The sequence below is a fragment of the Prochlorococcus sp. MIT 1318 genome (genome assembly GCF_047304505.1).
Lineage (GTDB): Bacteria > Cyanobacteriota > Cyanobacteriia > PCC-6307 > Cyanobiaceae > Prochlorococcus > Prochlorococcus marinus_D.
Window position 1 is genome coordinate 1,021,992 of the sequence record NZ_CP138958.1, and the last position, 22,752, is coordinate 1,044,743.

At 52.0% G+C, this 22,752-nt stretch carries 24 protein-coding genes, 1 tRNA gene and 1 pseudogene; 15 read left to right on the plus strand and 11 right to left on the minus strand.

Features of this window, described 5'->3' with window-relative positions; genetic code table 11:
• Positions 1-11: 11 nt before the first annotated feature.
• The gene (gene accC, locus SIB66_RS05050; protein ID WP_063405946.1) at positions 12-1,358 is read right to left on the minus strand and encodes an acetyl-CoA carboxylase biotin carboxylase subunit; all 1,347 of its coding nucleotides are present in this window, start codon (positions 1,356-1,358) and stop codon (positions 12-14) included.
• 123 nt (positions 1,359-1,481) lie between these two features.
• On the opposite strand from accC, the gene SIB66_RS05055 reads away from it, so the two are divergent.
• The 3 genes from SIB66_RS05055 (at position 1,482) to msrB (ending at position 3,363) form a co-directional block, all read left to right on the plus strand.
• Positions 1,482-1,563 (plus strand) — tRNA-Leu (locus tag SIB66_RS05055).
• 15 nt (positions 1,564-1,578) lie between these two features.
• Positions 1,579-2,880, plus strand: a complete 1,302-nt coding sequence (locus tag SIB66_RS05060) for a hypothetical protein (RefSeq protein WP_063421458.1) — start codon at positions 1,579-1,581, stop codon at positions 2,878-2,880.
• A gap of 48 nt (positions 2,881-2,928) precedes the next feature.
• A complete protein-coding gene (gene msrB / locus SIB66_RS05065) occupies positions 2,929-3,363 on the plus strand; it encodes a peptide-methionine (R)-S-oxide reductase MsrB (RefSeq protein ID WP_063405894.1) in 435 nt (144 codons plus the stop codon).
• Positions 3,364-3,376: 13 nt separating this feature from the next.
• Here the strand turns inward: msrB and SIB66_RS05070 are convergent, their stop codons facing one another.
• From SIB66_RS05070 to SIB66_RS05080, 3 genes are all read right to left on the minus strand, one after another.
• Positions 3,377-4,486: a PRC-barrel domain-containing protein gene (locus tag SIB66_RS05070; protein WP_063405893.1), complete on the minus strand. Its 1,110-nt coding sequence runs from the start codon at positions 4,484-4,486 to the stop codon at positions 3,377-3,379.
• A gap of 61 nt (positions 4,487-4,547) precedes the next feature.
• Complete coding sequence (gene smc / locus SIB66_RS05075; protein WP_063421456.1) at positions 4,548-8,156, minus strand: chromosome segregation protein SMC; 3,609 nt, start codon at positions 8,154-8,156, stop codon at positions 4,548-4,550.
• Positions 8,157-8,207: 51 nt separating this feature from the next.
• Positions 8,208-8,564 (minus strand): hypothetical protein, encoded by a 357-nt coding sequence (locus SIB66_RS05080; RefSeq protein WP_063405891.1) that lies wholly within the window; start codon positions 8,562-8,564, stop codon positions 8,208-8,210.
• 390 nt (positions 8,565-8,954) lie between these two features.
• Between SIB66_RS05080 and SIB66_RS05085 the strand changes: the two genes are divergently transcribed.
• The gene (locus tag SIB66_RS05085; RefSeq protein ID WP_063399182.1) at positions 8,955-9,170 is read left to right on the plus strand and encodes a Nif11-like leader peptide family natural product precursor; all 216 of its coding nucleotides are present in this window, start codon (positions 8,955-8,957) and stop codon (positions 9,168-9,170) included.
• A gap of 505 nt (positions 9,171-9,675) precedes the next feature.
• Here SIB66_RS05085 and SIB66_RS05090 read toward each other — a convergent pair.
• Positions 9,676-9,843: a hypothetical protein gene (locus SIB66_RS05090; RefSeq protein WP_236070149.1), complete on the minus strand. Its 168-nt coding sequence runs from the start codon at positions 9,841-9,843 to the stop codon at positions 9,676-9,678.
• A 379-nt stretch (positions 9,844-10,222) separates the two neighbouring features.
• Between SIB66_RS05090 and SIB66_RS05095 the strand changes: the two genes are divergently transcribed.
• Together SIB66_RS05095 and SIB66_RS05100 are read left to right on the plus strand one after the other, a co-directional pair.
• Positions 10,223-10,687 (plus strand): DUF883 family protein, encoded by a 465-nt coding sequence (locus tag SIB66_RS05095; RefSeq protein ID WP_063405890.1) that lies wholly within the window; start codon positions 10,223-10,225, stop codon positions 10,685-10,687.
• The gene (locus SIB66_RS05100; protein ID WP_063405889.1) at positions 10,687-11,073 is read left to right on the plus strand and encodes a phage holin family protein; all 387 of its coding nucleotides are present in this window, start codon (positions 10,687-10,689) and stop codon (positions 11,071-11,073) included. Before SIB66_RS05095 ends, SIB66_RS05100 begins: the two co-directional genes overlap by 1 nt.
• Before the next feature lie 585 nt (positions 11,074-11,658).
• Here the strand turns inward: SIB66_RS05100 and SIB66_RS05105 are convergent.
• Positions 11,659-12,783 (minus strand): THUMP domain-containing class I SAM-dependent RNA methyltransferase, encoded by a 1,125-nt coding sequence (locus tag SIB66_RS05105; protein WP_063405888.1) that lies wholly within the window; start codon positions 12,781-12,783, stop codon positions 11,659-11,661.
• A gap of 82 nt (positions 12,784-12,865) precedes the next feature.
• Here SIB66_RS05105 and SIB66_RS05110 point away from each other — a divergent pair, with 82 nt between their 5' ends.
• Positions 12,866-13,003 (plus strand): hypothetical protein, encoded by a 138-nt coding sequence (locus SIB66_RS05110; protein WP_413681416.1) that lies wholly within the window; start codon positions 12,866-12,868, stop codon positions 13,001-13,003.
• Between the two features lie 498 nt (positions 13,004-13,501).
• Here the strand turns inward: SIB66_RS05110 and SIB66_RS05115 are convergent, their stop codons facing one another.
• A complete protein-coding gene (locus SIB66_RS05115) occupies positions 13,502-13,822 on the minus strand; it encodes a hypothetical protein (RefSeq protein ID WP_063405887.1) in 321 nt (106 codons plus the stop codon).
• Positions 13,823-14,371: 549 nt separating this feature from the next.
• Between SIB66_RS05115 and SIB66_RS05120 the strand changes: the two genes are divergently transcribed.
• Both SIB66_RS05120 and SIB66_RS05125 read left to right on the plus strand, forming a co-directional pair.
• Positions 14,372-14,932, plus strand: coding sequence for a J domain-containing protein (locus SIB66_RS05120; RefSeq protein ID WP_063405886.1), 561 nt, complete (start codon positions 14,372-14,374; stop codon positions 14,930-14,932).
• Between the two features lie 15 nt (positions 14,933-14,947).
• Positions 14,948-15,988, plus strand: coding sequence for a hypothetical protein (locus SIB66_RS05125; protein WP_063405885.1), 1,041 nt, complete (start codon positions 14,948-14,950; stop codon positions 15,986-15,988).
• A 43-nt stretch (positions 15,989-16,031) separates the two neighbouring features.
• On the opposite strand, the gene SIB66_RS05130 is transcribed toward SIB66_RS05125, so the two are convergent.
• The gene (locus SIB66_RS05130; RefSeq protein WP_063405884.1) at positions 16,032-16,358 is read right to left on the minus strand and encodes a hypothetical protein; all 327 of its coding nucleotides are present in this window, start codon (positions 16,356-16,358) and stop codon (positions 16,032-16,034) included.
• Between the two features lie 258 nt (positions 16,359-16,616).
• The gene (locus SIB66_RS05135) at positions 16,617-16,793 is read right to left on the minus strand and encodes a hypothetical protein (RefSeq protein ID WP_236070148.1); all 177 of its coding nucleotides are present in this window, start codon (positions 16,791-16,793) and stop codon (positions 16,617-16,619) included.
• A gap of 113 nt (positions 16,794-16,906) precedes the next feature.
• On the opposite strand from SIB66_RS05135, the gene SIB66_RS05140 reads away from it, so the two are divergent.
• The 6 genes and pseudogenes from SIB66_RS05140 to SIB66_RS05165 all read left to right on the plus strand — a co-directional run bounded on the left by SIB66_RS05140 (position 16,907) and on the right by SIB66_RS05165 (position 20,277).
• The gene (locus tag SIB66_RS05140) at positions 16,907-17,179 is read left to right on the plus strand and encodes a DUF1651 domain-containing protein (protein WP_063405882.1); all 273 of its coding nucleotides are present in this window, start codon (positions 16,907-16,909) and stop codon (positions 17,177-17,179) included.
• Between the two features lie 19 nt (positions 17,180-17,198).
• Positions 17,199-17,546: a hypothetical protein gene (locus tag SIB66_RS05145; RefSeq protein WP_063405881.1), complete on the plus strand. Its 348-nt coding sequence runs from the start codon at positions 17,199-17,201 to the stop codon at positions 17,544-17,546.
• The gene (locus tag SIB66_RS05150; protein ID WP_236070147.1) at positions 17,524-17,889 is read left to right on the plus strand and encodes a hypothetical protein; all 366 of its coding nucleotides are present in this window, start codon (positions 17,524-17,526) and stop codon (positions 17,887-17,889) included. Before SIB66_RS05145 ends, SIB66_RS05150 begins: the two co-directional genes overlap by 23 nt.
• A gap of 9 nt (positions 17,890-17,898) precedes the next feature.
• Positions 17,899-18,630, plus strand: a pseudogene (locus SIB66_RS05155) (transposase).
• Positions 18,631-19,093: 463 nt separating this feature from the next.
• Complete coding sequence (locus SIB66_RS05160; protein ID WP_236073678.1) at positions 19,094-19,951, plus strand: acid phosphatase; 858 nt, start codon at positions 19,094-19,096, stop codon at positions 19,949-19,951.
• Between the two features lie 77 nt (positions 19,952-20,028).
• Positions 20,029-20,277: a hypothetical protein gene (locus tag SIB66_RS05165; RefSeq protein ID WP_011130935.1), complete on the plus strand. Its 249-nt coding sequence runs from the start codon at positions 20,029-20,031 to the stop codon at positions 20,275-20,277.
• Between the two features lie 1,109 nt (positions 20,278-21,386).
• On the opposite strand, the gene SIB66_RS05170 is transcribed toward SIB66_RS05165, so the two are convergent.
• Positions 21,387-21,464, minus strand: a complete 78-nt coding sequence (locus SIB66_RS05170) for a hypothetical protein (protein ID WP_413410353.1) — start codon at positions 21,462-21,464, stop codon at positions 21,387-21,389.
• Positions 21,465-21,933: 469 nt separating this feature from the next.
• Positions 21,934-22,260 (minus strand): DUF805 domain-containing protein, encoded by a 327-nt coding sequence (locus SIB66_RS05175; RefSeq protein WP_063405879.1) that lies wholly within the window; start codon positions 22,258-22,260, stop codon positions 21,934-21,936.
• Between the last annotated feature and the right edge of the window lie 492 nt (positions 22,261-22,752).

Below are 22,752 nucleotides of genomic sequence, written 5' to 3' on the forward strand. Positions count from 1 at the left end.
GCGAAGGAATTTCAGTCGAGCATGTCCTGTTCGACAAATTTGGTGTGAACATCTCCTCTCAGAAACTCTTCCCGATTGAGCAGTTCGAGATGGAATGCAACTGTGGTGGGGATGCCTGTGACAGCGCATTCATTGAGTGCTCTTTTCATGCGTTTGAGTGCCGCTTCTCGGTTATGCCCCCAGGCGATCACCTTGCCAATCAATGAATCATAGAAAGGCGGTATGTCGTAGCCGGTATAGACGTGGCTGTCGATGCGTACCCCTGGTCCTCCTGGTGGTAACCAGCCTGTGATTTGCCCTGGTGAGGGGCGGAAGTTGTGGGTGGAGTCTTCAGCATTGATTCGACACTCGATGGCATGGCCTCTTAGTTGGATGTCCTCTTGTTTGATGCTGATGGGATCGCCTCCGGCGATGTGCAGTTGTTCTGCGATCAAATCAATGCCTGTCACCATTTCTGTGACGGGATGCTCAACCTGAATACGGGTGTTCATTTCCATGAAGTAAAAGTCACCCTTGCGATCAAGGAGGAATTCCACGGTTCCAGCGCCTTCGTAGTTGATGCTCCTTGCGGCGGCTACCGCAGCTTCACCCATGCGCAGGCGTAATTCGGGGGTGAGGGCTGGGCTGGGGGATTCTTCCAACAGTTTTTGATGACGTCGCTGAATCGAGCAGTCACGCTCGCCGAGGTGGATGACGTTCCCGTGTCGATCCGAGAGGATCTGCACTTCGACGTGACGGGGCCGGTCAATGAATTTCTCCATGTAGAGCCCAGGATTGCCGAAGGCCGCTTCGGCCTCTCCTTGGGCGGCCTTGAAGAGGTTTTCCAGTTGGTCTGGCGTGGTGACCAGGCGCATGCCGCGGCCACCCCCACCTGCGGTGGCTTTGATCATCACTGGGTAGCCCATTCCCTTCGCCAGCTCAGCTGCTTCTTCTGGACTGGCGAGCAAGCCCTCGCTACCTGGCACAGTCGGAACACCGACTTGTTGCATGGTCGCCTTAGCGGTCGACTTGTCTCCCATGGAGCGGATTGCATGGGGTGAAGGACCGACAAAGGTGATGCCATGGTCACGACAGATTTCGGCGAATCGATCGTTTTCGGCTAGAAATCCATAGCCAGGATGAATTGCATCGACCCCGCGGGAGGTTGCAGCCGCAAGGATATTGGGGACATTGAGATAGCTCTTGCTGCTAGGGGCCTCGCCAACGCAGACGGCTTCATCAGCAAGTTGAACATGCAGCGCATTGCGATCCACTGTGCTGTAAACAGCCACTGTGGGGATATTCAGCTCTCTGCAGCTACGCAGAATTCTGAGGGCAATTTCGCCGCGGTTGGCGATCAGCACCTTGCCGATGGTCATCCCGCAGTAATCAGGCTTTGGGCGGATCGTATCAGCGCTCCTTGCCAGGCCACTTTGCAAAACGTTGGACCATTGGCCGGTATGATCCTCGATCGACGAAGCCCGCGAGGTTGAGTCGGCCACGCGGATGTGGTGGAATTGGTAGACACGCACGTTTGAGGGGCGTGTGGCTTCGGCCTTGCGAGTTCAAGTCTCGCCATCCGCATTCTTTCCTTACAACTTGACCTCACTCCCTCCAGCTGTCATTCCCGACACTTCGCTGGCGGTTGTTCTGGTTTCCAATGGTCCAGGGGAACTAGCGACTTGGGTTAGGCCCATTGCTGAGAGCTTGCATCGCAGCATTTTGATGCGTCCTCGCGCTGCAAGCTCGCCTATTGACCTGAGGCTGGTGTTGGTGCCTTGCCCGAATGCCACAGGACAGGAGGCTGATGCGGCTAGGCGATGGATTCAGTTTGAGCAGATCACGCCAGCAAATCAGTTTTGGAATTTGTTGTTCTTTCCCCGACGCTATGGGCCGTGGCCTCGCCAAGGAGTGGTCGTTTTCCTTGGTGGAGATCAGTTCTGGAGCGTGCTTCTTTCAGGCCGCTTGGGCTACCGCCATCTCACCTACGCCGAGTGGGTGGCCCGCTGGCCTCGTTGGAATGACTGCATTGCTGCGATGTCTCCCAAAGTGCGGGATCAGCTGCCACGTCGTTTCCGGGACCGTTGCAGTGTGGTGGGAGACCTGATGGCGGATTTGTCTTGTCTTGCAAGAGCTGAAGCTCCTCTGCCACAAGGCGACTGGGTGGCTTTATTGCCGGGGTCTAAACGGGCCAAGCTCTGCGTGGGGGTTCCTTTCCTTTTGGAGGCGGCTGATCAATTGGCTCGGCTGCGACCTGGATGTCGGTTTTTGCTTCCTGTTGCACCCACCACAAGCGTGAAGGAGTTGGAAAGCTTTATGAGTTCGAGCAATCCGATTGCTGCTGCCTATCGCTCAGCCATTGCCATGGTCAGGCCAGCTGAGCTTGATCATCCTTGGCGAAGATTGATCACCAGGGCTGGCACGGTCATCTATCTCCAAGAGGACCATCCTGCACATGGTCCCTTGAGCCAATGTGATTTAGCTCTCACCACTGTGGGGGCAAATACGGCCGAATTGGGGGCGCTTGGTTTGCCAATGATTGTGATCGTGCCCACCCAGCATTTGGCTGTGATGCAGGCATGGGATGGCTGGATTGGTTTGCTGGCTCGGCTCCCTGGATTGCGTTGGTGCATTGGTGTCTTGCTCAGTGCATGGCGGCTGCGTCGCCATGGATTCCTGGCTTGGCCCAATATTTCTGCTGGACGCATGGTGGTTCCGGAGCGAGTGGGCTCAATTTCGCCACAGGACATTGCTCATGAGGCGTCAGATTGGCTGGAATCTCCTGAACGGCTCAGGGGGCTGCGCGAGGATCTGCGCAGCCTGCGTGGGCAACCTGGGGCTGTGTCGGCTCTGGTTCAGCAGGTGCGTCGTTTGCTGCCCAAAGCTCTCGGTGCTTTTTAGCTTCGAAAGCTGTTTAGGGTCTTGCAGGTCCTCTTTCTTTTCCCTTCCATGTCCAGGTCTGATTCCTCCGCTTCCGATTCAGTGGATTGGATCAAGCTCAGCCCTGAAGAATGGCAGGCCAGGTTGACTCGTGAGCAGTATCAGGTTGCCCGACAGGGAGGCACAGAACGAGCATTTACAGGTGCTTATTGGAACCACAAGGCAGCAGGGATGTATTGCTGTGTCTGTTGTGGAGCTCCACTCTTCAGCTCAGCGACAAAATTCGATTCAGGCACTGGTTGGCCGAGCTTTTCGGATGGAGTCAAGGCAGGTGCGATTACCACCCATCGGGACACGAGTCATGGAATGGAGCGTACTGAGATCAACTGTGCTCGTTGTGGGGCTCATCTGGGCCATGTCTTTAACGACGGACCAGCGCCTACCGGTCAGAGGTACTGCGTGAACAGCGCTTCGCTTGATTTTTCCGAGGAGGCAGAGGTTTGATTTGAATCGAAGGTCACCAAGGGTCGTCCAGTTCGGTGCCATTACGGCGCTGTGGGGTCTCCTCTACCTCTGCATCTCGGTCTCCGCCAGCTTGATCACGTCCTGAAAAGTCGAGGGGCTCAACATCAAGAGGATCACCAAGGCTCTGAACAGGTCGACGTGAGGCTGGTCTTGGTCTCTGGGGTTGTTGATCTTCAAAGGTTCGTCTTGGTTCATAGGCAGCTGATTCTTCGAAGACTGGCCTTTGTTCATAGGCAGGAGGTTCTTCGAAGGTCATTCTTTCTTCTCTGTCATTGCGGTAGCGCGTTGGGGAGCTTGAGGGTGTTTCATCGAGATAGCGCTGTTGGGGGATGACTTCCTGTTGACGCTCTTCAAGTTCAACGTATTCAAGTTCTTCTTCCGGCTCAAAGGTTTGAGTGGTGGAAGGTTGGAGCCTGCGCTGTTCCTGTTCAGTGGGCTGTCCTGAGTTGAGCTGGTTTTCCACTGGCACAAGATTCATCCTGTAGCGCTCTCGCTCCTGTTCTTCCCAGCTGGGGCCGCCAACTCCGAGTTTTTCGAGGAAGCCGCTATTCAGTTGCTTGAGCTTCTCTTCTGCGCCTTCATAGACAATGATCCTGTCTGCGCCGCTGCTGACCACCTCGTCTACCGGCATCTCCCAGGTACTCAAGACCCCTTCACCCAATAAGGGCACACCGATTGCTCCAATCACCAGGGTGGTGAGTTCTCCTGTTTCGATGTCGAAGGAGAACCCCAGGACTCTGCCTAGTTGCTGGCCAGATTCTGTGATCACTTGGCAGTTGATCACTCGGCTGTAGCGATCTGGGGTGAAACCCTCTTTGAGTGAGTCAGAGGAATCCACGAGGATGACGTCCCCCACCTGACGGATCCGATCAAGTGGCATCCAACGTGGGAGGCCGGGAAGGTATCGCGTTAGGGGATTGTCTCGCAGGCCTAGGGCCACCACTTCGCGGCGATCAATGTCGACCACGACTTCTCCCACGACGCCGAGACGACGTCCGGTATCACGGGTGATCACGTGGGTCCCCATGAGCTCGGAGCGCAGCCAGAGGCGGTCGCTAGGAACTTTGTCCAGTGGATCGTTCAGGGATGGGTTTGTCGTCAAACGCAGGCCCTCAACAGGGGGCGAATCGAGTCATTTTGACTCAAGGGCTTGAGGAAACAGCTCACGCTGCATTGGGTAATCCCACGACTTGAGTGTGAGCCCCACGGGCCTGGGTTACCCCAATGGTGCGGTTGGAGGCGCCGATCATTGGTCGGCGGTGGCTCACAACCATGAACTGGGCTTGTTCTGCTTGGCGGGCGATCAGAGCTGCAAGGCGTTCAACATTCACCCCATCAAGGAAACTGTCCACTTCATCGAGGGCATAGAAGGGAGAGGGGCGGAAGCGCTGAAGAGCAAACAGAAAGCTGAGCGCCGTAAGCGATTTTTCTCCACCAGACATAGCCGCAAGGCGTCTCACTGCTTTGCCTTTTGGATGTGCTACCAGGGTGAGGCCGCCTTCGAGGGGGTCGTCAGGGTTGTCGAGTTGCAGGTGGCCATCGCCCTCAGAGAGGCTGGCGAAGATGTCACGAAAATGGCCATCAACTGCTTCAAAAGCTTCCATGAAGGCTTCCTGACGAAGAGTGGCGACGGTCTCGATGCGGAGCAGGAGTTCTTCTCGCTCCTGGGAGAGAACCTCAAGCCTTTCGACCAGATCCCCGAGGCGTTGTTCGAGTTGCTCGAGTTCTTCAAGGGCCAGCATGTTCACTGGTTCCAGGGCTTCCATACGGCTTTGAAGCTTCTGCAGATCGGCTTGAAGGGCCTCAAGTCCTGCGCTGCGAAGCTCTGCGGGGATCTCCGGGGGAGGGTCTGGCAAGGCTTGTTGGAGTTCTTTGAGTCGGAGGCCGCCGCTGCGAAGCTCTTCGGCAAGGGCTTGGCGATCCTGTCGGAGGCGTTCCAGGTTCCACTGGGCCTCTTGTAGGCCTTGGCGCTGGTTTGCTACTTCTGCTTCAGCAGCATCCCTGGCGCGCCGTTGTTCGCCAAAGCGAGTCTGTAGGTCTTGTTGTTGGCTTTCAAGTGTTTGTCTTCGCGTTTGCAGTTCTTGCTGCTGGTCACGCCATTGAGCATGGGCAGTTGCCAGCGCCTGGACAGCTTCCTGCAGTCTTTTTTCCTCAGCCTCCAGGCCCTTTTGTTGATCGCTTAGGCGTTCGAGGGCGAGGTGGCGATGCTGCTGGGCAGTCAGCAATTGATCCCGATTCGTTCTGGCTGTCCCAAGTGCGTCATCGGCGGTTTCAAGATCCGCTTGTAATCGTTGCCAGGTCTCTGCATCGCCATCCGCTTGGGCTTCCTGCTCATGTTGTTCAATTTGCTGCAGTTCAAGGGTGAGGGGAGAGAGCTTTTCGATGAGAGCGTTCAGTCGTTGCTGCTGTTGTTCTTGATGACCTTGTAGCTCCTTCACTTTTTGAGAGCGTTGATGACGTCTTTCCATCAAGGGGCCATGGGACCGGCGGGCTGCGCTGCGTTCGGCTTCCAGAGCGGCTTGGCGCTGTTCAAGATTCCTGAGGCAGGGGCGAGCTTCCTCGAGAACTTGGCTGAGCAGAGATTCCTCTCTGCGGCAGGCCACTAAGGTTTCTCCAAGTTCAAGCAGCCTGCGGCGTAGGGGTTCGGCCTCATCTCCCTCGTTGCTGCTACCAAAGCTAAGGCTGTTGCTACGACCGGAAAAACTGCCGCCTGTCATGGCACCGCTCTTCTCTAGCAGTTCTCCATCAAGAGTTACGGCTCGAGTTCGTCCCAACTGCAGCCGGGCAGATTTCAGGTTGCCAAAGATCAAAGTTTCGCCGAAGACGTAGGCAAAAACCTCGGCATAAATGGGCTCAAAACGAACCAGCTCAAAGGCTTTGCCGATCAGGCCAGTGCTGCTATCAGCGTTGTCAGGCTTTCGCCCTCGCATGAGGGCGCTATTGCTGCTAGCTGCAGGTGCTTTGATGCGATTGAGAGGCAAGAAGGTGAGCCGGCCGGCTCGCCTTCTTTTGAGCAGTTCGATGGCTTTGGCGGCAATGCGATCGTCGTCTACGACGACTTGAGCGAGTCGTGCACCCGCAGCGACTTCCAAAGCAAGTCTGTGGCGATCGTCTACCTCCCCAAGTTGGGCAACGGGGCCGTGGATGCCTTCCAGACCGGCTTCAAGCAGCAGCCTTAGAGCTCCTGTGCCACGACTCTCCTGCAGGGTCTCGCGACGACTCTCTAGCCGGGCGATCTCTTTTTCCAAGCGGGTTTGTTCTTGCTCTAGTCGATTGCGGGTCCGTTGCTGCACTGCCAGGGCTTCAGCGGCTTGCTGAACCTGCTCTTTCTTGTCTCTGATGTTCTGGAGGAGTGTCTGCCATTCCTGTTCGAGTTGATCCAGTTGTTTCTGTACCTGCTGGTCTTCGGTGCCGTCACGCTGCTGCTCTGCTTCGAGTTCGACTCGCCGCTCTTCGTCTTGTCGCAGGCGTTCTTGAAGTTGTTGTTGCTCCTGCTGCAGTGGTGTAAGGGTGGATTGAAGTTCCTGACGGCGAGAGCTGCGCTGCCGTTGTTGCTCAAGCCAAGCACCAGAGCGGCCGGCAACGTCTCCAAGGCGGCGACGGGAGACCTCTACAGCGGCTTCGGCATCTCTGCAGTTCTTTTCAGCATCTTCTAAGGCCGTGCGATGGGGATCTTCGGTCTGACTGTGAGCCTCCTGTTGCAGTTGTTTGCGGCGGTTGCTTAGGTCTTGGCGAACGCCTTGGAGGCGCTGACCTTCATGTTGGTGTTGCTCTGCTTGGCGCTCGAGTTCACGAGCCTGGGTCTCCAATCCCGCCAGTTCGGCTTGCACCGCTAGCAACTGGTCTTCGCCGAGGGCCTTCACGTTCTCTTGCAGAGTCTTCAGGTTGGCGGCGGCCTTGGCCAGCTTTTCTTCGGCCTCTTGGAGGTTCGCAGCGTCGCGTACCTCTTGCTCGCCAAGCTGTTGCTGCCGGGCTTGAAGATCACGCAAACCTTGCTGGGCTGTTTCAAAGGCCAGCATCAGTTCCTGTTGCCGACCCAATTGAAGTTGCTGCCGGAGTTCTTGGTAGGTGCGGGCTTTAGCGCAGTCTCGTTCCAGGCGTTGCCGTGTGGTCAGCAGTTCCTGTTCCACGATCCGGCAGCGTTCCTGCCGCTCTTGAACATCATCGAGCTTGGCGCGCGTTTGTTCGATGCGGCTGTCGAAGAGTGCTACACCAGCCAGTTCGTCGATCAGGCCGCGGCGATCGCGGTTACTCATCGAGACGATGCGGGTCACATCACCCTGCATCACAACATTGCTGCCTTCTGGGTCGATCCTCAGTCGGCGCAGCTGGGTTTGAAGTTGCTGCAGGTTGCAGGGTTCGCCATCGGCGCTGTAGCTCGTGCTGTAGGAGCCGCCAGGCATGACCCGCAGACGGCGGGTGACGGTCCACTCTTTTTGATCAGCTTTGATCCAAGGACCTTCCTCTGGTGGCTCCAGACCTGCCTCGGCTGGATCGGGCTGCCAGTCGCTGAGGTCGAAGCGCACGCTCACCACGGTTTCAGCTGCCTTGCCTGCTCGAAGGATTCGGCTGTTGACAAGATCAGGCAGTCGATCTGCTCGCATACCCCTGCTTGTGGCAAGACCAAGGCAGAAGAGAACGCCGTCGAGGATGTTGCTCTTGCCCGAACCGTTGGGGCCTGTGACGACTGTGAAGCCCTCTTCGAGGGGGATGGTCATCGACCCCCCGAAGGACTTGAACTGCGTAAGCCCAACCTGATTGATGTGAACCAACAGGTTGCACGGGCTCTTTGCAAGCCAAGTTTACCGAATTTTCTTTGAAGCTCAAGGGTTGCTGCCCGGTTCGGATCTGATCCGGCAGAGCCTGTGCTCGATCTCCAAGTGCCCCTTCAGATCAGTGCTTTGCAGGCGCACACTCAAGCGATCTTCACAGTTGATCGGCAGAGAGCCACTGAACAGTCCGCCGACGATGCGTTTAGCCCAACCGCGTCCTCCTGAGACGGCGGCGTCATGATGGTCCAGCCAAGCCAGCCGATGGACATTGATAGGAATGGCTTCTACCGCTGGACCATCTAATCGTGGGATCTGCGGCAATCGCCAGGTTCGACATGAAGGGCCGTCTTCCAAGAGCAAATCAAAATGACATCCGAGCGGATCGTTCGGCGCTCCACGATGTTCCAATAGGACGAATCTATTCAGAGAGAAAAACCTAATTGCAATAGCTTAGTTGAATCAGTAATAGGAATAGAGCTAGTATTAATAAGCACTGTATTGATGTTTGAGATCTTTAATGGCTCGCATCCGTCTGTTCTTCGTAAGAGCAGAAGTGCAATTGATCAGTACTAATTATTGATGTTGTACTCGCGGCTGCGCATTTACGTTCTCTATTGTATCCACCATATTAACCAGCGATCACATTGCCTGCCCCTGCTTTGGCATTGGATTTGGGCTGATTTAAGTAAGGTCTATTTGAAAAGGATGCTCAAAATGCCTTGCCCTGTAAAACGTGATCTTTTCAGCATCGCAGGATGGTTTTGAATATCATGGCCTGAAGCCTTTGTTCTCTAAATTTTGTCCCTCGAGCAACTCCGAGCCTTTCTTGTCAAAATGCAGGATGATGCTGACCTGCGCCAGCAGGTCTTAAGCGCTTCTACGGCCGATGAGGTAGCAAATCTTGCTAGCGGCCTTGGTTATGAATTTTCAGGTGACGAGCTTCTTCGTATCTCTGGGCAAAAGGTGGACCGAGTGACTGTTAGAAAACAGGACGTACCTGGAGAATATAATTAATATTTTCTTGGAAGAGTTGTTGATTTGATCTGAAACCTAATTTTGAGAAGGAGAGTAGAAGTTTAGGGATAAGTTGCATTGTTATAAGGCTCTAGAATTATCACTTTTGGATGGAACTTTGGTATTCCTTTGCTGGGCCTAGCATCTCTTTACTTTGTCTACTACCTTTTGCATCTCCTTCGCTTCCGCTAAAATTTGGCAAAGCTCCAGAAGGATCTCTACCGAGATTGCCAGCCACGCGGATTGATCTAAAGGAGATCATCATCATGTCGCCAGAGGTCAGCTCATGAGCTTGAGCAAACGGGTGTATTTGCTAGACGTTCTTTGAACACGATCAAGAGCTAGCAAGGATGTTTCAGTCTGAGTGATTTGGGGTGCAAAAGATCTAGGGCTGTCGATCCGCTTGATTCATTGGTTGTAGACAGAAAGCCAATATTGGAGTTGATTCGAGTCAAGTCTTGCTCATCGATGCAGGCAAGATTGTCGTGCTGCTGGAGTAGATGTTTTAGCTCGTGATTCCTTCAGATAGCTCATTAGAGGTTGGTGGGGTGAACCCAAGGCGCGCCAGGCTTAGTTCAAGCTCTTGGATGTTGATTTGCTGCCGGATGCGCTCTAGGCGAGGAGGAACGATAGGTTGCAAAGTCCCTGGACGTTCAGCTACGGAATTGCTCATAGACTCCATCAATGCAGAGTTGTGATCATGTAGGAGTTGTAACGCACTAGATCTGGATATGGTAGTAGCGATAGCTACACCATATCTGGCAAGTTGAGCGAAAGCTTTGTTAGAGGAGCCGTTCTGGAAAGGGCGATTCGTTTCAAGAGGTAGTGCTCAGGATCCTTTGAGTTCTGAGATGCCCAAGGATTGTTGATCAACTATTGAGCAGGTCAGATCCTCTGCAAATCAATGACGCTTATTCAATGTCACTGCTCGGAGGTGGGTGATGGTTGCAGTGGCAGTTGGTATTCAGGCAGCAGGCTTGAATGCATTCCAGCTGCAGGGGGTTTCGCTCTCGCAAAGGCCTAACTAGGCTGAGATCAACCGTCTGGAATTCATGGAATCAGAGAATTCCGCATCCGGCGATCAACAGACCCAAGTCAACACTGAGCCTTCGCGTCCTGCAGATCCCTCTGAACTGAGGTTCCGTGAACGATTTGAAAGCTTGTTGCCCACGATCCAAGAGTATTGGCCAGATTTGGCTTGGGACACACTGGAAGCGACACGAGGCAGCCTTGACGAAATGGTTCGTGTGATTTCACAGCATTCGGGATTGACGAGCCATGGTGTGCGTGATCAGCTGGAGGATCTGTTTCAGATTGCTGGTGATCGCACCAGGAATCTGGCCGACAGCCTGGAGCCATTGGAGCAGCAGCTCGAGCAGCTTCTCGATGAGCTGAACAGCACACTGCGGCCGCGGATTGAACGTCCTGTGCGGCAGCGACCGTTGCTTGCTGTTGCAATGGCTGCTGGAATCGGTGTAGTGATTGGAGTTATTTTCGCCGGAGGGCGCCGGTCCTGATGAGCGAAGAGCAACGTTCAAGCGGATCAGGAGCAGGTGCGCGCGTGACGGCGATTGCTGCTTCAGTAATGGATCTGCATGTGCGTATTGCTTTGCAGGAGGTGGATCGAGAGAAACGCCGTTTGATTAGTGGAGGCGTTTTCCTGGCCATGGGAGGCACGTTGATGCTTCTGGCGCTGTTGGCAGTGGAAGTGGCTTTGGTGCTTTGGATGCAGGAGGTTTGGGGCTGGAGTCTGATGAAGGGTTTGCTGGCTATGGCAGTTCTTGATGTTGTTTTGGCAGGAGTGAGCCTGCGCATGGGTGGTCAGCTCGCCAAAGGGCCGTATTTGCCACAGACGCTGGAGGGTTTGTCGAAAACCACTCGGGCGGTGCTCGGTCGCCAGTGATTCAGCGAATGGCGAAGTCTTCATTCGAGACATCTGCATAGCAATGCACTCTCTTGCTTAAAGGGAGTGCTTGGTATGAGAGTCGAAAATCAGCAAAGATGGCATCAAATCAACACATCATGAACAGATCTAATCAGGTCTTCAATGAGTCACCGCTCCTACTTTTCAGGCTTTTAATTCAATATGGCTTAATAAGCACAGTAAGATTTGATGTATGACGTTAATTGCCTAAGGAAAACTATCTTCTTCTTCGCTCTAGGGCTTTATTTTTAAGATCACCTCGCACCATCATTCCTAATAACGACCAAATGATCATGCAATTCTTTTGCGTACTTTCAAAATCACGTAGCCAGCCACAAGGAGTTTGATTGTAAATGCAACAGCAAAAATAACTAGGTTGGTAGGAGTTAAGAGGTGGCTAAGCATCTTTCCAGTTGAGCTTGTCTTTTATTTTAGGGCAAGAGCTTGGCAGATTGCAGATTGAGGTTTTCTTTGATACCTCATCGTCCTTATTGGATGATTAGGGCCTCTAAAAAGTGCCGTGAATCTGAAGATTGCTGCTGATAGATCAAGTTTCCCTGCGGTTCAGCGAATGGCGTAGTTCAGCCAGCGGCATTCGATGCCGCCATTGCTGACTGGAATCCGCCGACTCGCTTTCATCTGTAGTGATCGGCTGAGTCTGGGATTGCCGTTCAGCAGCCATAGCTGCCAACCTGATGCATGTTTTTTCGCATACTGACCGAGGCTTTCATAGAGAGCGGTTAGGTTTTCATCCTGGCCAATTCGGATGCCATAGGGAGGGTTGCAGACCATCACTCCCGGTTGTGTTGGCAGTTCTAGGTCGCGAAAATCACAGGTTTGAATGTCTACAACATGGTCGAGGCCTGCCTCAGACAGGTTGGCTTTTGCTTGTGATGTGATGCTGGGGTCTCGGTCGCAACCAATGATCACTGGCAGCGATTGGTCTCTGCGTTCTCGTTGCTTGGCGCGTGCTTGTTCCTCGCTCCAGAGTTGAGGATCGAAATCTGCCCAACCTTCCAGGAGAAAGGAACGCTGTATCCCTGGTGCAAGGCCAAGTTTCATACTGGCGGCCTCGATCAGCAGGGTGCCTGATCCGCAAAGGGGGTCAACTAAGGGCACGCAGCCATCCCAGCCGCTGAGTCTGATCAATCCGGCGGCAAGGTTTTCTTTGAGAGGCGCAGCGCCAACTGCAGCTCGGTAGCCCCTGCGGTGCAGGCTGCCAGCTGAACCGTCCAAGCTCAGGACGGCACAATCTCGACTGAGATGGAGATGCAAGCAGAGAGCAGGGTCTTGCAGATCGATATCAGATCGCTCACTCCATAGCTGCCGTTGCAGATCGATTAGCGCATTTTTTACTTGCAGGGCTGTGAAGTGGGTGTGAGTGAGGCCAGGGCCGCTGCCTGTGACGTCAACGCGAAAGCTCATTGAGGGATGCAGCCAGCGCTCCCAGTTGAAGGCTGATTGCACACCGGCATAGAGCTCTTTTGGCCCTCGGCAAGGGAATTGGGCAATCTCTCTGAGAAGGCGAAATGGCAGGCGTGCTTGGAGATGCAGCCGATAGAAGCAGGCCATGTCGGCTTCAAAAGCAGCAGCGCGTCTGAGCGGGCGCACGGCTTTGGCCCCAAGAGTGTTGAGCTCTTTGGCGCCTTCTTCTTCTAATCCTTGGGGGAGTACGGCGATCGCTTGCATTGAGCTTTTACACCCCACGGATTGTTGAGCGACAGAACAGCATCCCTGTCAGAATGGAAGTGTCCACCTTTTGGCGGACTAGGTGATCCACACCAGTGTCTCGGACAGCGGTTCGATTCCGCTCAGCTCCATTCCTCTCTTAGGTGCCTTGGGGCTGCAATGGTTTCGACGGGGTATGAGGAGGGTGACTGAAGCCTGCTCGGTAAGAGCAAATCCGTAACTGCGAACAACATCGTTCGTTTCTCCCGTCAGCCTGCCCTAGTGGCTGCCTGACCCTAATAAGGGAGATGGGGTGAGGTCAGCCTTATCACCCAAATGACCCATGGGGCCTGAGAGGGCCCCTCTTTTATTGCTAGGGCTAGGTTTTTGGAGATTTGCTCCTATCGGCAAAAGCCTGTGACGTGACATAGGCGTGACAAACGGGGTCGAGTTTGCTCCTGCATGAAAAACATTCTGCATTTAGCTGATTCAGCGCTTACGTTCCATCGACCGCTGAATCTCTGTTGGGCAAGTGCCAGCCTTCCTGGATGCCAAAGCTGTAAAAGCGATTTCAGAGCTGGGCTGATCAGCTTGTAGACCTAACGGCTAAGAACGAGCTGATGCAACTTCAAGGTCACCAAGACATTGAGGCTCATCCCCGACGCTTCTCACGCTCGGCATCTACATGTACATCTGGTTGTTAACCAGGCTTTCCTTTTCAATTTGAAGGGGTGAGAGCCTATCGGCCGAAACCAACCAGCTCATTAAGAAGTCTGATAGCCCCTATGGCGTTGTTCTCGCGACCTGAAGCAACAGCATCAGCAGCGATCTGTTCCAGCATTTGAATCTTTGCTGCAAGCATGTCTGCACGCTCGATGTCGTTTTGATCGCCTTTCACTGCATCACGCGCTTCACGCACGTAGCGATGGGCTTGTTCTGCTGACAGTCCCCATGAACATGTCACATGAGACATCAGCTGACGTTGCGACCAGCCTTTGACAATTAAGTCAGCAAGTTCTTCGACGCGCCGAAGCTTCTCTTTTTTGGTGCACTTATTCATGCATGCATTCTGGCGGTTGACCAAAGTGACCAACCGACCAATCTCTTTCGGAAACTTTTGCGTATTTGGTTAATCCTTTCGGTTTTCTATTCCATCTATTTGTGACATGGCTTGGTCGCATGGAAAGTAGGACCATAGATATGGACCCAAGCATGCTCAAAGATCACACGGAGAGAATAGGTCAACTACAAAGGTATCATGGTTTGAATATTGAAACAGGAACTTACAAAAGGAAGGGCAAATTCTTGGGCTTATTTTAATGCTTAATGTTGAAATCAGTCGGGAAGCCTGATGCCTAAGACACGAGGCTGAAAGCTATACAAGACCCGAAAGGGAAAGGCAGGGGGCGTTGTTGTCGCCATCCATCTCCCGACAAAACCTCACACAATCCACCCTTCAGCAATGGCGGGGTTTTTTATTGCCTACCCAGATGGGGGATGCGTAGCCCTGAAATTGGGCAAAACAATCACTAGATCGGGGGAGGTAATTCCCTATTGGAGCGGATATGGTGTGTTCACGGGGCCAGAGCCTCACATATCGAGATAGGTCATGGCAACCAGAAAGACGAAATTAACTCTTCCAGAAGTCCAGCAGCTGATTCGGGATCTACTGATTCACTCGAATTCACCAAGTGTTGATGATCTTTTGGCGTTCGCAGAGGCTATCAACCGAGGACCTTTTAAGACGCCCAAGCAAGCAAAGCAAAAAGCCCTTACCGCAACGGCAATGAGAAATTCTGTGCTCAACAAGTTCGAATGCAAGACAGTAACCGAACTGCGTAAAAATAAGACATTCTCAATGGCTTTTACTGGAGAAAAGGTTGGCTTAAAAACGACCGAAGACTGGAGAAAGCAATACAGAAAATGGATTGCAGTTCCTGAGGATGAAAGGGGCCAAAAGGGTCCTGCCTGCGTCAATGGAATAGATGTCCTTGAGAACTTCAGGCCGTGGCATGTCTTTGGCTTGGATTCGTCTACAGCCACAACAGACGACATCAAGGAGTCCTACAGACAACTTGTAAAAACGCACCATCCCGACATGGGAGGTGATGCACGAGTTTTTGAGCGTCTTCAAAAGATGCGCGACTCGCTGATCGCATTAATGAATTGATTGAGGAATAGATACATGAGAGAACTGCTAACTGACAGGGAATCAGCCAAAATCCTTGGCATTAAAATCAATCAGCTTTATGACACTGTCGATTTCTTCGACAAGTATGACGGTGACCCATGGGATCTGATCGAGGGTGAGCATTTTGAGTTTGTTCAAAGTACAGGTGATTATCAAGAACGGCGTTTTACCGAAGAAGGCGTCGAGGCGATTGCTAAGTACTTAGAAGGCGATAGAGAAGGAGTAATCGCTAGGGTTATGGAGATGTTTACTCACCGAAAAAGAAAGCGCAAACAGATGCTTGTTTCACGCCGAATAACTCAAGAGTTAATCGAAGCCAATGGGATTGTTCATGCTTCAGGTGAGTTGCTGTTCGTTGATAGACGCACTTCTATCAAGGTGCTTCAAACCAATGGTCTTGGCATCAATAATGCTGTTGATCGGCTTGTGAAATCAGATTCCCTGGATGGCCAGGAAGGTCTTGAGATTGAAAAGCATTTTGTTCTTGATGAGAGCGGCGAAAAAGCATGGAGCCAAAGAGGGCTCGCGAGTATTGCCATGGATATGAAAGTAAATTCTTCAATTACAAAGTCTAGGCGTGCTTGGGTCTCAGCCGTAGGGGAGGTTGTTGAGGACTGTTTTAAAAAAGAGCTGAAAAGACTATCGAGTGCAGATCTAAGAATTACCAAAGCGATCAAGCATGCGAAGCGAGCAGTCAGAGATACCTGCCAGGTAACAGGGTCTCGTAAAGCACGTGGAAGAAATCTAACTCTTGACGGACATCACTTGTTCAATAAGTCCAGCAGACCAGATCTTGCGGACCTTCATGAAAACATCTTGATTCTCGAAAGCAGTATCCATGCTGACTTCCATAGCTGGCAAAGCAGAAGAGGTGCAAAGTGCGAGCCAAAGGACTTTCTGGAATATCTTTCTACTGCCAGATTTGACCTAATCGATCCAGGTAACTCCGCAGCCGCAGCAAGGCATGACTCTTTGACAGAGCGATTAGTAATTCTGCAGAAGAATTATGAGGGTAACAAGTTGAGATATGCCTAAATGTAGAAGGCAGTTGGTTCGCATCACTTGATGCTGAATCGCATCAGCTGCCTTCTAACAGTCTTGTTAGCTGCGCCTGAAGCTTCAAGGCACCAACTGCATTGCTGTGTTGCTTGCATCGGATGCTGGCTTCGATGATTTCATCTAGTAGGGCAAGACGTGTTCCAAGGAAGTCAGAGCGTTCGACTGAATAGTCAGCCTTGATAATCTCTCGGGCACGTGCCAAGTATTTCTCAGCCATTCGCTGGCCAACCCCCCATTCCTTCGAACAGAAGCGAATGACGTAACTGGATGTTTTGGCTGATGACAACAGTTTGACGACGGTATGAATCCGCCGATCAATTTCTGCTGTGTCGCTCTTCTTTCCCATGCCTCAATTATGGCCGGTTGATTTCGCCAAGTGTCTCAACGTCTCAACCCCTTTTCTGAAACTCCGTAGCCCCCATACATATGCAATAAATAACTAAGAATATGATTTCCTTTTTAGGTTGAGACGTAGAGACAATTCCTTCAAAAGGCTGTCCAGGGCCTGGGTTTAGGTGTCTCAAACCCACCGTCTCAACCTGTCCCCAAAACGTCTCAACCCCATGCGGTTTTTCCGGTTTCAGGCCGGGAAAGTGTCTCAACCTCACAGTTCCTCCTCGTCTGGTGTCTCAACCCCCGGAACATTGGCCTTACGCCAGAAGCGTGCTTTTCGGCCCTTGTGTCGGGTTGGCAAGCGATCTTTGACCCACCCACCGACTTGTTCCATTGCCTTGGGCAGTTCTGTTTGTTGTGACCTGTCGGCTGTCTGATGCAGTTGCACTATGGGGCACGGTGCGATTAGCGCGGCATCTCGTGATCGTCAGGTGATCTGCCCACATCAATGGTTTCCCGCACCAGATCAGTGTGCCGAGGGTTTTAAACAGACTCCATCCCATGCCTAACACGGACCGCACCACCAATCCCCCGCCAGAGAAGCCAGGCGGTGAAGGTTGGCTGGTTAGTCCTGAACAGCAGTTGCTTTGTCAGTTCAAGCCCGACACAGCAACGGTCCACGCGCAGTGGGTTGCAGTTCGCACTTACAGCTGGGTTCCATCTCGTCCACCAGTGCCTCAAACCCGTAGGCGAATGCTTCGGCACAACGCCATAGAGGCGTGGGACAAGATGCTCAAGACGGGCTGGAGGCGGTGCTCACCGCCAGTGAGGTGACAACGTTTGCTTCGCCCTATTGATACAGGCAGCGCTCGGCTGCAGCCGTCAGTCTGAAGGCGGACTGCCGAGCGATGACCTAGGCGGAGATAATGAACAGCGGGATGCAGCGTTAGTGATGACTAAAAAAGCCCAAGAAGAAGGTTGTCTTTGGTTTATTTGGCGGTTGACACTTATTTTCATTGTTGCTCCTGGGATTACCTTGGCTGTTGTTATTCCAATCGCTGAGTATGTAGAAGACAAATGGGGCCAATGTGTAAATGTTCGAATAGCTGCATGGATGAATAGCGTGACCCCGGCCTGGAGGGGTAGGGAAGAATGGCCAGTTAGCGAGGAATGTAGAAATGCGGTTATGCCGTGGGAGTAATACTCTTTCGCGGCTGGTAACCCTCGGGACAGCTCTGAATCGCCGCTTTGCCGCATCCCTCGGAATGGGGATGCGAACCCCTGAATTCAGCCAGATCAATCCCTCAGATGGGGGAGGTGGTTTCCCTGTGAAACGCCGATGGTTGGTTCAGAGACAAGAGACCAATGCCTGTTGTTGCCCTATTCGTCGTCGTCTTCTGCATCAAATCGAGAGATCTTCAAGCAGCCCCGCCACTCCCAGAGCCGTTGCCTCGATGTTCATGGCACCCTCCAAGGCTTTGCAGGCCGCGGCCATCACCGAAGGAATCTCTCGCCCTTTGAGGACGGTGCCGGCTTCTTGGTGATGCCTCACGCTGCGTTGCAATAGCCGGCAGTTCTTAATTGCCAAAGCCCTTAGGCGGGATGTCTTACTGGCGGTACTGAAAAAGACCAAGCAGAAGTTTGCTGTGAGGGTGTATGGGCTATGCCTGATGGCTAACCATCTTCACTTGCTGCTTAAGCCAACCGATGCCAAGGAGCTTCCCAGGTTGATGCATTGGGTCGCTTGGTACTCCGCCATGGCTCTAAACCGCTTGAGCGGGCGTTGTGGGCACTTTTGGGAGGCAAGGTATTTCTCAACGCCGATCCACCCCAAAGATCACCGGCGAATGCTGAATACCTTGAGGTCTATCCATGCCAACCCAAAAGCGGCTGGTGTAAGAAAAGGATTCTTTGATCCCTATAGCAACTTTGGCCACTACAGCAGGTTGAAAGCAGATGGCATCAGTGAATGACACCCAGCCTTTTTAAGGCTATCGGCAACGCTTGATGGCTGTGCCAAGCGCTATGAGCGTCTCTGTAAGCACTATCGCCATAAGGGCAAAGGCGCTCCTAAGTGCCATTGGGGCAGCCGCATGCTGAAACGATTGGTGAGCAGTCCAAGAACTAGAAGTAAGAGGAAGAGGGTTTCACCAGGCCAACAATGATTGCCATGGGATTGGGATGTAAGGCTTAATCAAATCCCTGAGGATTGACATCAAATTGTAGTTCAATTCCGAGGAGAAAATGGAATCAGAGATGGCGATCAAACTCTCAGACTGTGGTGATTAAGTTAGGAATATAAGTAGTTTTATGGCAAAAAGATTTAAAGGTAAATTTGCGATGAATACGAAAAGCCATTTCTGGTTGTTGCCTGCTAAAGAAGACATCAAGGCAACTTTTTGCAAGTCAATGGTGCCAGGTATCGTATGTCTTTGTAAGCAAATAGGGAAGTCGTTGAAGAAATAAAAAGCCCTGCCTTATGCAGAGGGAGTAATAGCACTGTCTGGTTAGCACCAATGACTCACCAATTATCCAAGTCTAGACCTAAAGAAAGCCACTACAACCCCCTTGGGCTCGAGGGGGCCTGGGCGGGATTTCCCGGATGAGGTGGCTTAGGGGCCCGACTCTCTCGGGCCCCGCAAACGATTGAAAACCAATCAAGCGATAGCGCACCTCCTAGGCGTGATGGTTGATTGGTTGCCTAATGAGCTATCCATAGAGTCATTGTTGTAAGGAATGAACCAAATCATGCAATTAGCCCCTGCGATATTTCTTAGCTTTGGGCTGGCTTTGATCGGCACTAGTTACCCGACTATTGCAGTCGCTGGGTCTCAGCTATATCGGGAATGCCTCATCGCGAGTGCCGATGTGCCTGAAATTGGGCATGGTCTACTTCAGGGATATTTAAACAAGGAGGATCGGCCGGATAGCTTGCAGTTGCTGCCTGCACCGCCAAAGCTTGGCAATTCTGATCACGCTCTAGACAACACAATCTCTCAGAGAAGCTTCTCGCTCCCTGGGACACCCCGCTGGAATCTTGCTGCTACTGATGCTGATTTGAATTTTCCTGGGGCAGCCGGCACCTTTTCCTGCGCAATAGGTATCACCATTAGTGAAGAAGCAACGCCGAGGCTCTACATGCTTTTACGCCGGAGCCTTACTGATGCGGGCTTGTCCACTTATGCAGCCAAGAATAACTACAACCGCCGCAGACCTTTCTTGGTGAATAAGAAGATGATCTGCTCACCTCAAGACACCGCAGAGCTGACGACAGACCCCTCCTATCCATCAGGTCACACTGCGATTGGCTGGGCCTGGGCTCTGATCCTCAGTGAAATGGTTCCAGAGCGCCGTGACCAAATTCTTGCCCGAGGACTGGCCTTCGGGGAGAGCCGCCATCTGTGCAATGTGCACTGGTATAGCGATGTGGTCAACGGTCAACTGATGGGCGCAGCCTCTGTAGCGCTGCTTCATGCCAATGCCGACTTCCGTTCTGACTTCGCAGCTGCGAAAGCTGAGGTTTCAGAAGCTCGTTCAAGGGGATTGCAACCAAATCGTGATTGCAGCGTTGAGGCTGCAGCGCTGGCCCAGGACACCATGCGTTAGCCCATATTGAGCGTTCAGCCCACTGTCTTTTCCTGGATGTGTGGCCAGGGATTATTCGCTGAGTTGATGTTTCCCTGGTGGGGCGCTCCCTTGCAATTGACTTCATGCCTTTGAGACACCCCCTCTTTCATCGAACGATTCAGGCGCTGTTTTGGGATGCAAAAGAGGCGGGGTTTGTGCATCCCACACTGGAAAATATCGACAGCTTTAGAGAAGAGCTTTTAAGAGAGTTGGAGGAAGGGATCAAGCCGATCATTGAAGAGCGTTGCTATAGGGATCCCACAGTCGAAAGATCAGAAGAAGACTCTCAAATTCCTCAGTGTTAAGACCCCTCCTATCGGTATCCCCAGGAATGGCCAACAGAAGGGTGATCACGTGCTGCCCTTGTTAGCCAGTGAAGTCCCGCCTGAGAGCAGGGCTTTTCTTATTTACTTTTTCTCTCTGAGGCGGTGACGACTTTTTGTTTTCATCCTTCACCGCTATCCATAAGTTGACGCAACTTCTTTAAAAACGCAGTGACCTGGCTCAATGCCATCGATGAGTCCGAACACAGACTGATCAAAGACATGCTTAGCTTTTGATAAGAAGAGCAAACAACTGACATGAAGAAGGGCACCCGCGTTGGATGCCCTCAAGTCCAGGACAGGTTTTCAGGGTTCTACGTCCTCGGACTCCTGATCTAGGTCTAAGCAAGCAGGAACAAGGCGTCAGCAGGGATAAATGCTTATCTGTATCAGCCAGCTTCTAATTAGTCCAGTGTTTTGGCGGCTTGCTGGAAATGGATAAGCATCCATGCTCATGGTCGCCCCGAAAGAATTCTGTATTGTTCGCAAGTTGAGAGGTCGCTACATGCACTCCAAACAGTATTTTCACTTTGGATAAGAACACAGCCATACGAGAGGCACAGTTGCGTCGTATTGAGGCTTCTCTCGTTGCAATGCACCAAGCTGAGCAGGCTTTGACAAAGGAAAAGCGTAGTGAGCTCTGCCAGCCAACTCACTGCAAGTAGTGCCTTGAGCTGAATAGTCGTCAATACAGCAACGCCCAGCGAACAGCTAGTGACGGCTGCGGAACTGACACGGTCAACTGGCACAGTGACAGTTGCGATCGTTATGGTTGATTTGTGAGGAGGACTTCTCCTCGGAGTGGAAACAAGGAAACACGCCCAAAGAGAAGTCTTGAAACCCTGCCTTTGGCGGGGTTTCTTTTTGCCCTTGCATCTAAAGCGCTGAGCCCGACGAACAATGGCGCCAGGCCTTTTTGCAGAGGGAGAAAGAGCTGTCTGGTTAGCACCAATGACTCCCCAAGCATGCAGATCTAGACCTGAAGAAAGCCACTACAACCCCCTTGGGCTCGAGCGGACCTGGGCGGGATTCCTGGATGAGGTGGCTTAGGGGCCCTACTTTCTCGGGCCCCACAAACACTTGGCAACCCATCAAGCGATAGCCCACCTCCTCGCCTGATTGGCTGAACAGCGATAGCGATCTGCGATCTGTTGCCAGGTGTAGCCCATGCATCGATAGCACTCAAGCGACCCTTGGTGAGGATTGAGAACGCATCACCGCAATGAGGGAATCTGCTTTCAGTTCACTTTTGTAGTTTCAGCATTCACCTTTGAATAGAGGTCTGACTTTGCATCCGGTGTCAAGGGTGTATCGCTATAGCTACTCAGGCGCATCTCAAGCGCGTGCCCTATCTAAGAGTTGAAGATGGGGCTTTAATTTAATAGCCGTCAATAGTAAGCATAAGTGCTGATCATGTAGTTAATATTGCCAAAGGCCATAAGCGAGATTTCAAAATAAGTATGCTCAAGTAAGCTCAACCTTCAGGATAGGAGTTGCAGACTTGGCTGGATCAAATGGTGGAGCTAGCAGCTGCTTAAAGTTAAAGATTTGAGGATAGGATTTTGCTACAACTAACTATTTTCACCAAGTTTAAAAATAAGGTCTTTGAGGATCCATTGATCAAGTTGTATCCTTGATTCATCCCTCTTGCGAACTTTCAGCTGAAGGGCCGATTACAATCCAAAGCAGCCATAAGGCTCCAATGAACGGAATCAGAGCGATAAATATCCATTGCCACTGTCGGCCGGTATCGCGTATTCGACGAACCTGCATGGCAACTCCAGGAACGATGCTTGCAACAGCAAAAAGCGCGTAAATCGAGTAAAAGCTTCCTTGCAGCTGGGCGAGAACAAGGCCGAGCAGAATATTAACGAGAACAATGATCCAGTAGTCAATGCGCTTGGTTCGACTCTTGAAGTCAAAACCCTGAGTCCAGAACGTGCTGTAGCGATCGAAAATTGACACTATTCAAAGTCAAAATATGAATGAATTGTAGGCCCTTCGGCTCTCCACTCACTCATGCAACCATTGATCAAAAAAATTTTATAGAATTATTTACATTTATTAGACTCTGGCCCTTTACGCTTCCATGGAAGAAAAATCCGCAGTCAAGAAAGAAGCCTGCTTAGAAGCGCGTAATGAATGGATTTGAATTTTGCTTAGTATGATGAAACAGGTTGCTGCCTAGATCATTTGATAAATATATTGCTTGTCCTGAGATTGCTGTCTATTTGTGTGATTGCATTGCAGAAATAGTCTGGCATTACCAGCAGAACAAAAATCTGTAAGTGCTAACTTTATAGTAACCATCAAGACTCCTAAAGTCTTGATTAGCTTAGCAGGCCTCAATCTATAACGATAAAATCTGGCTGAGAAAGAGATTGAGGCTAGCTGGCGGTGTCTTTAGTGGGAAGCTCGAAGACCTATTTGTACCTGAGGTTACTCAGTTTGCAATTA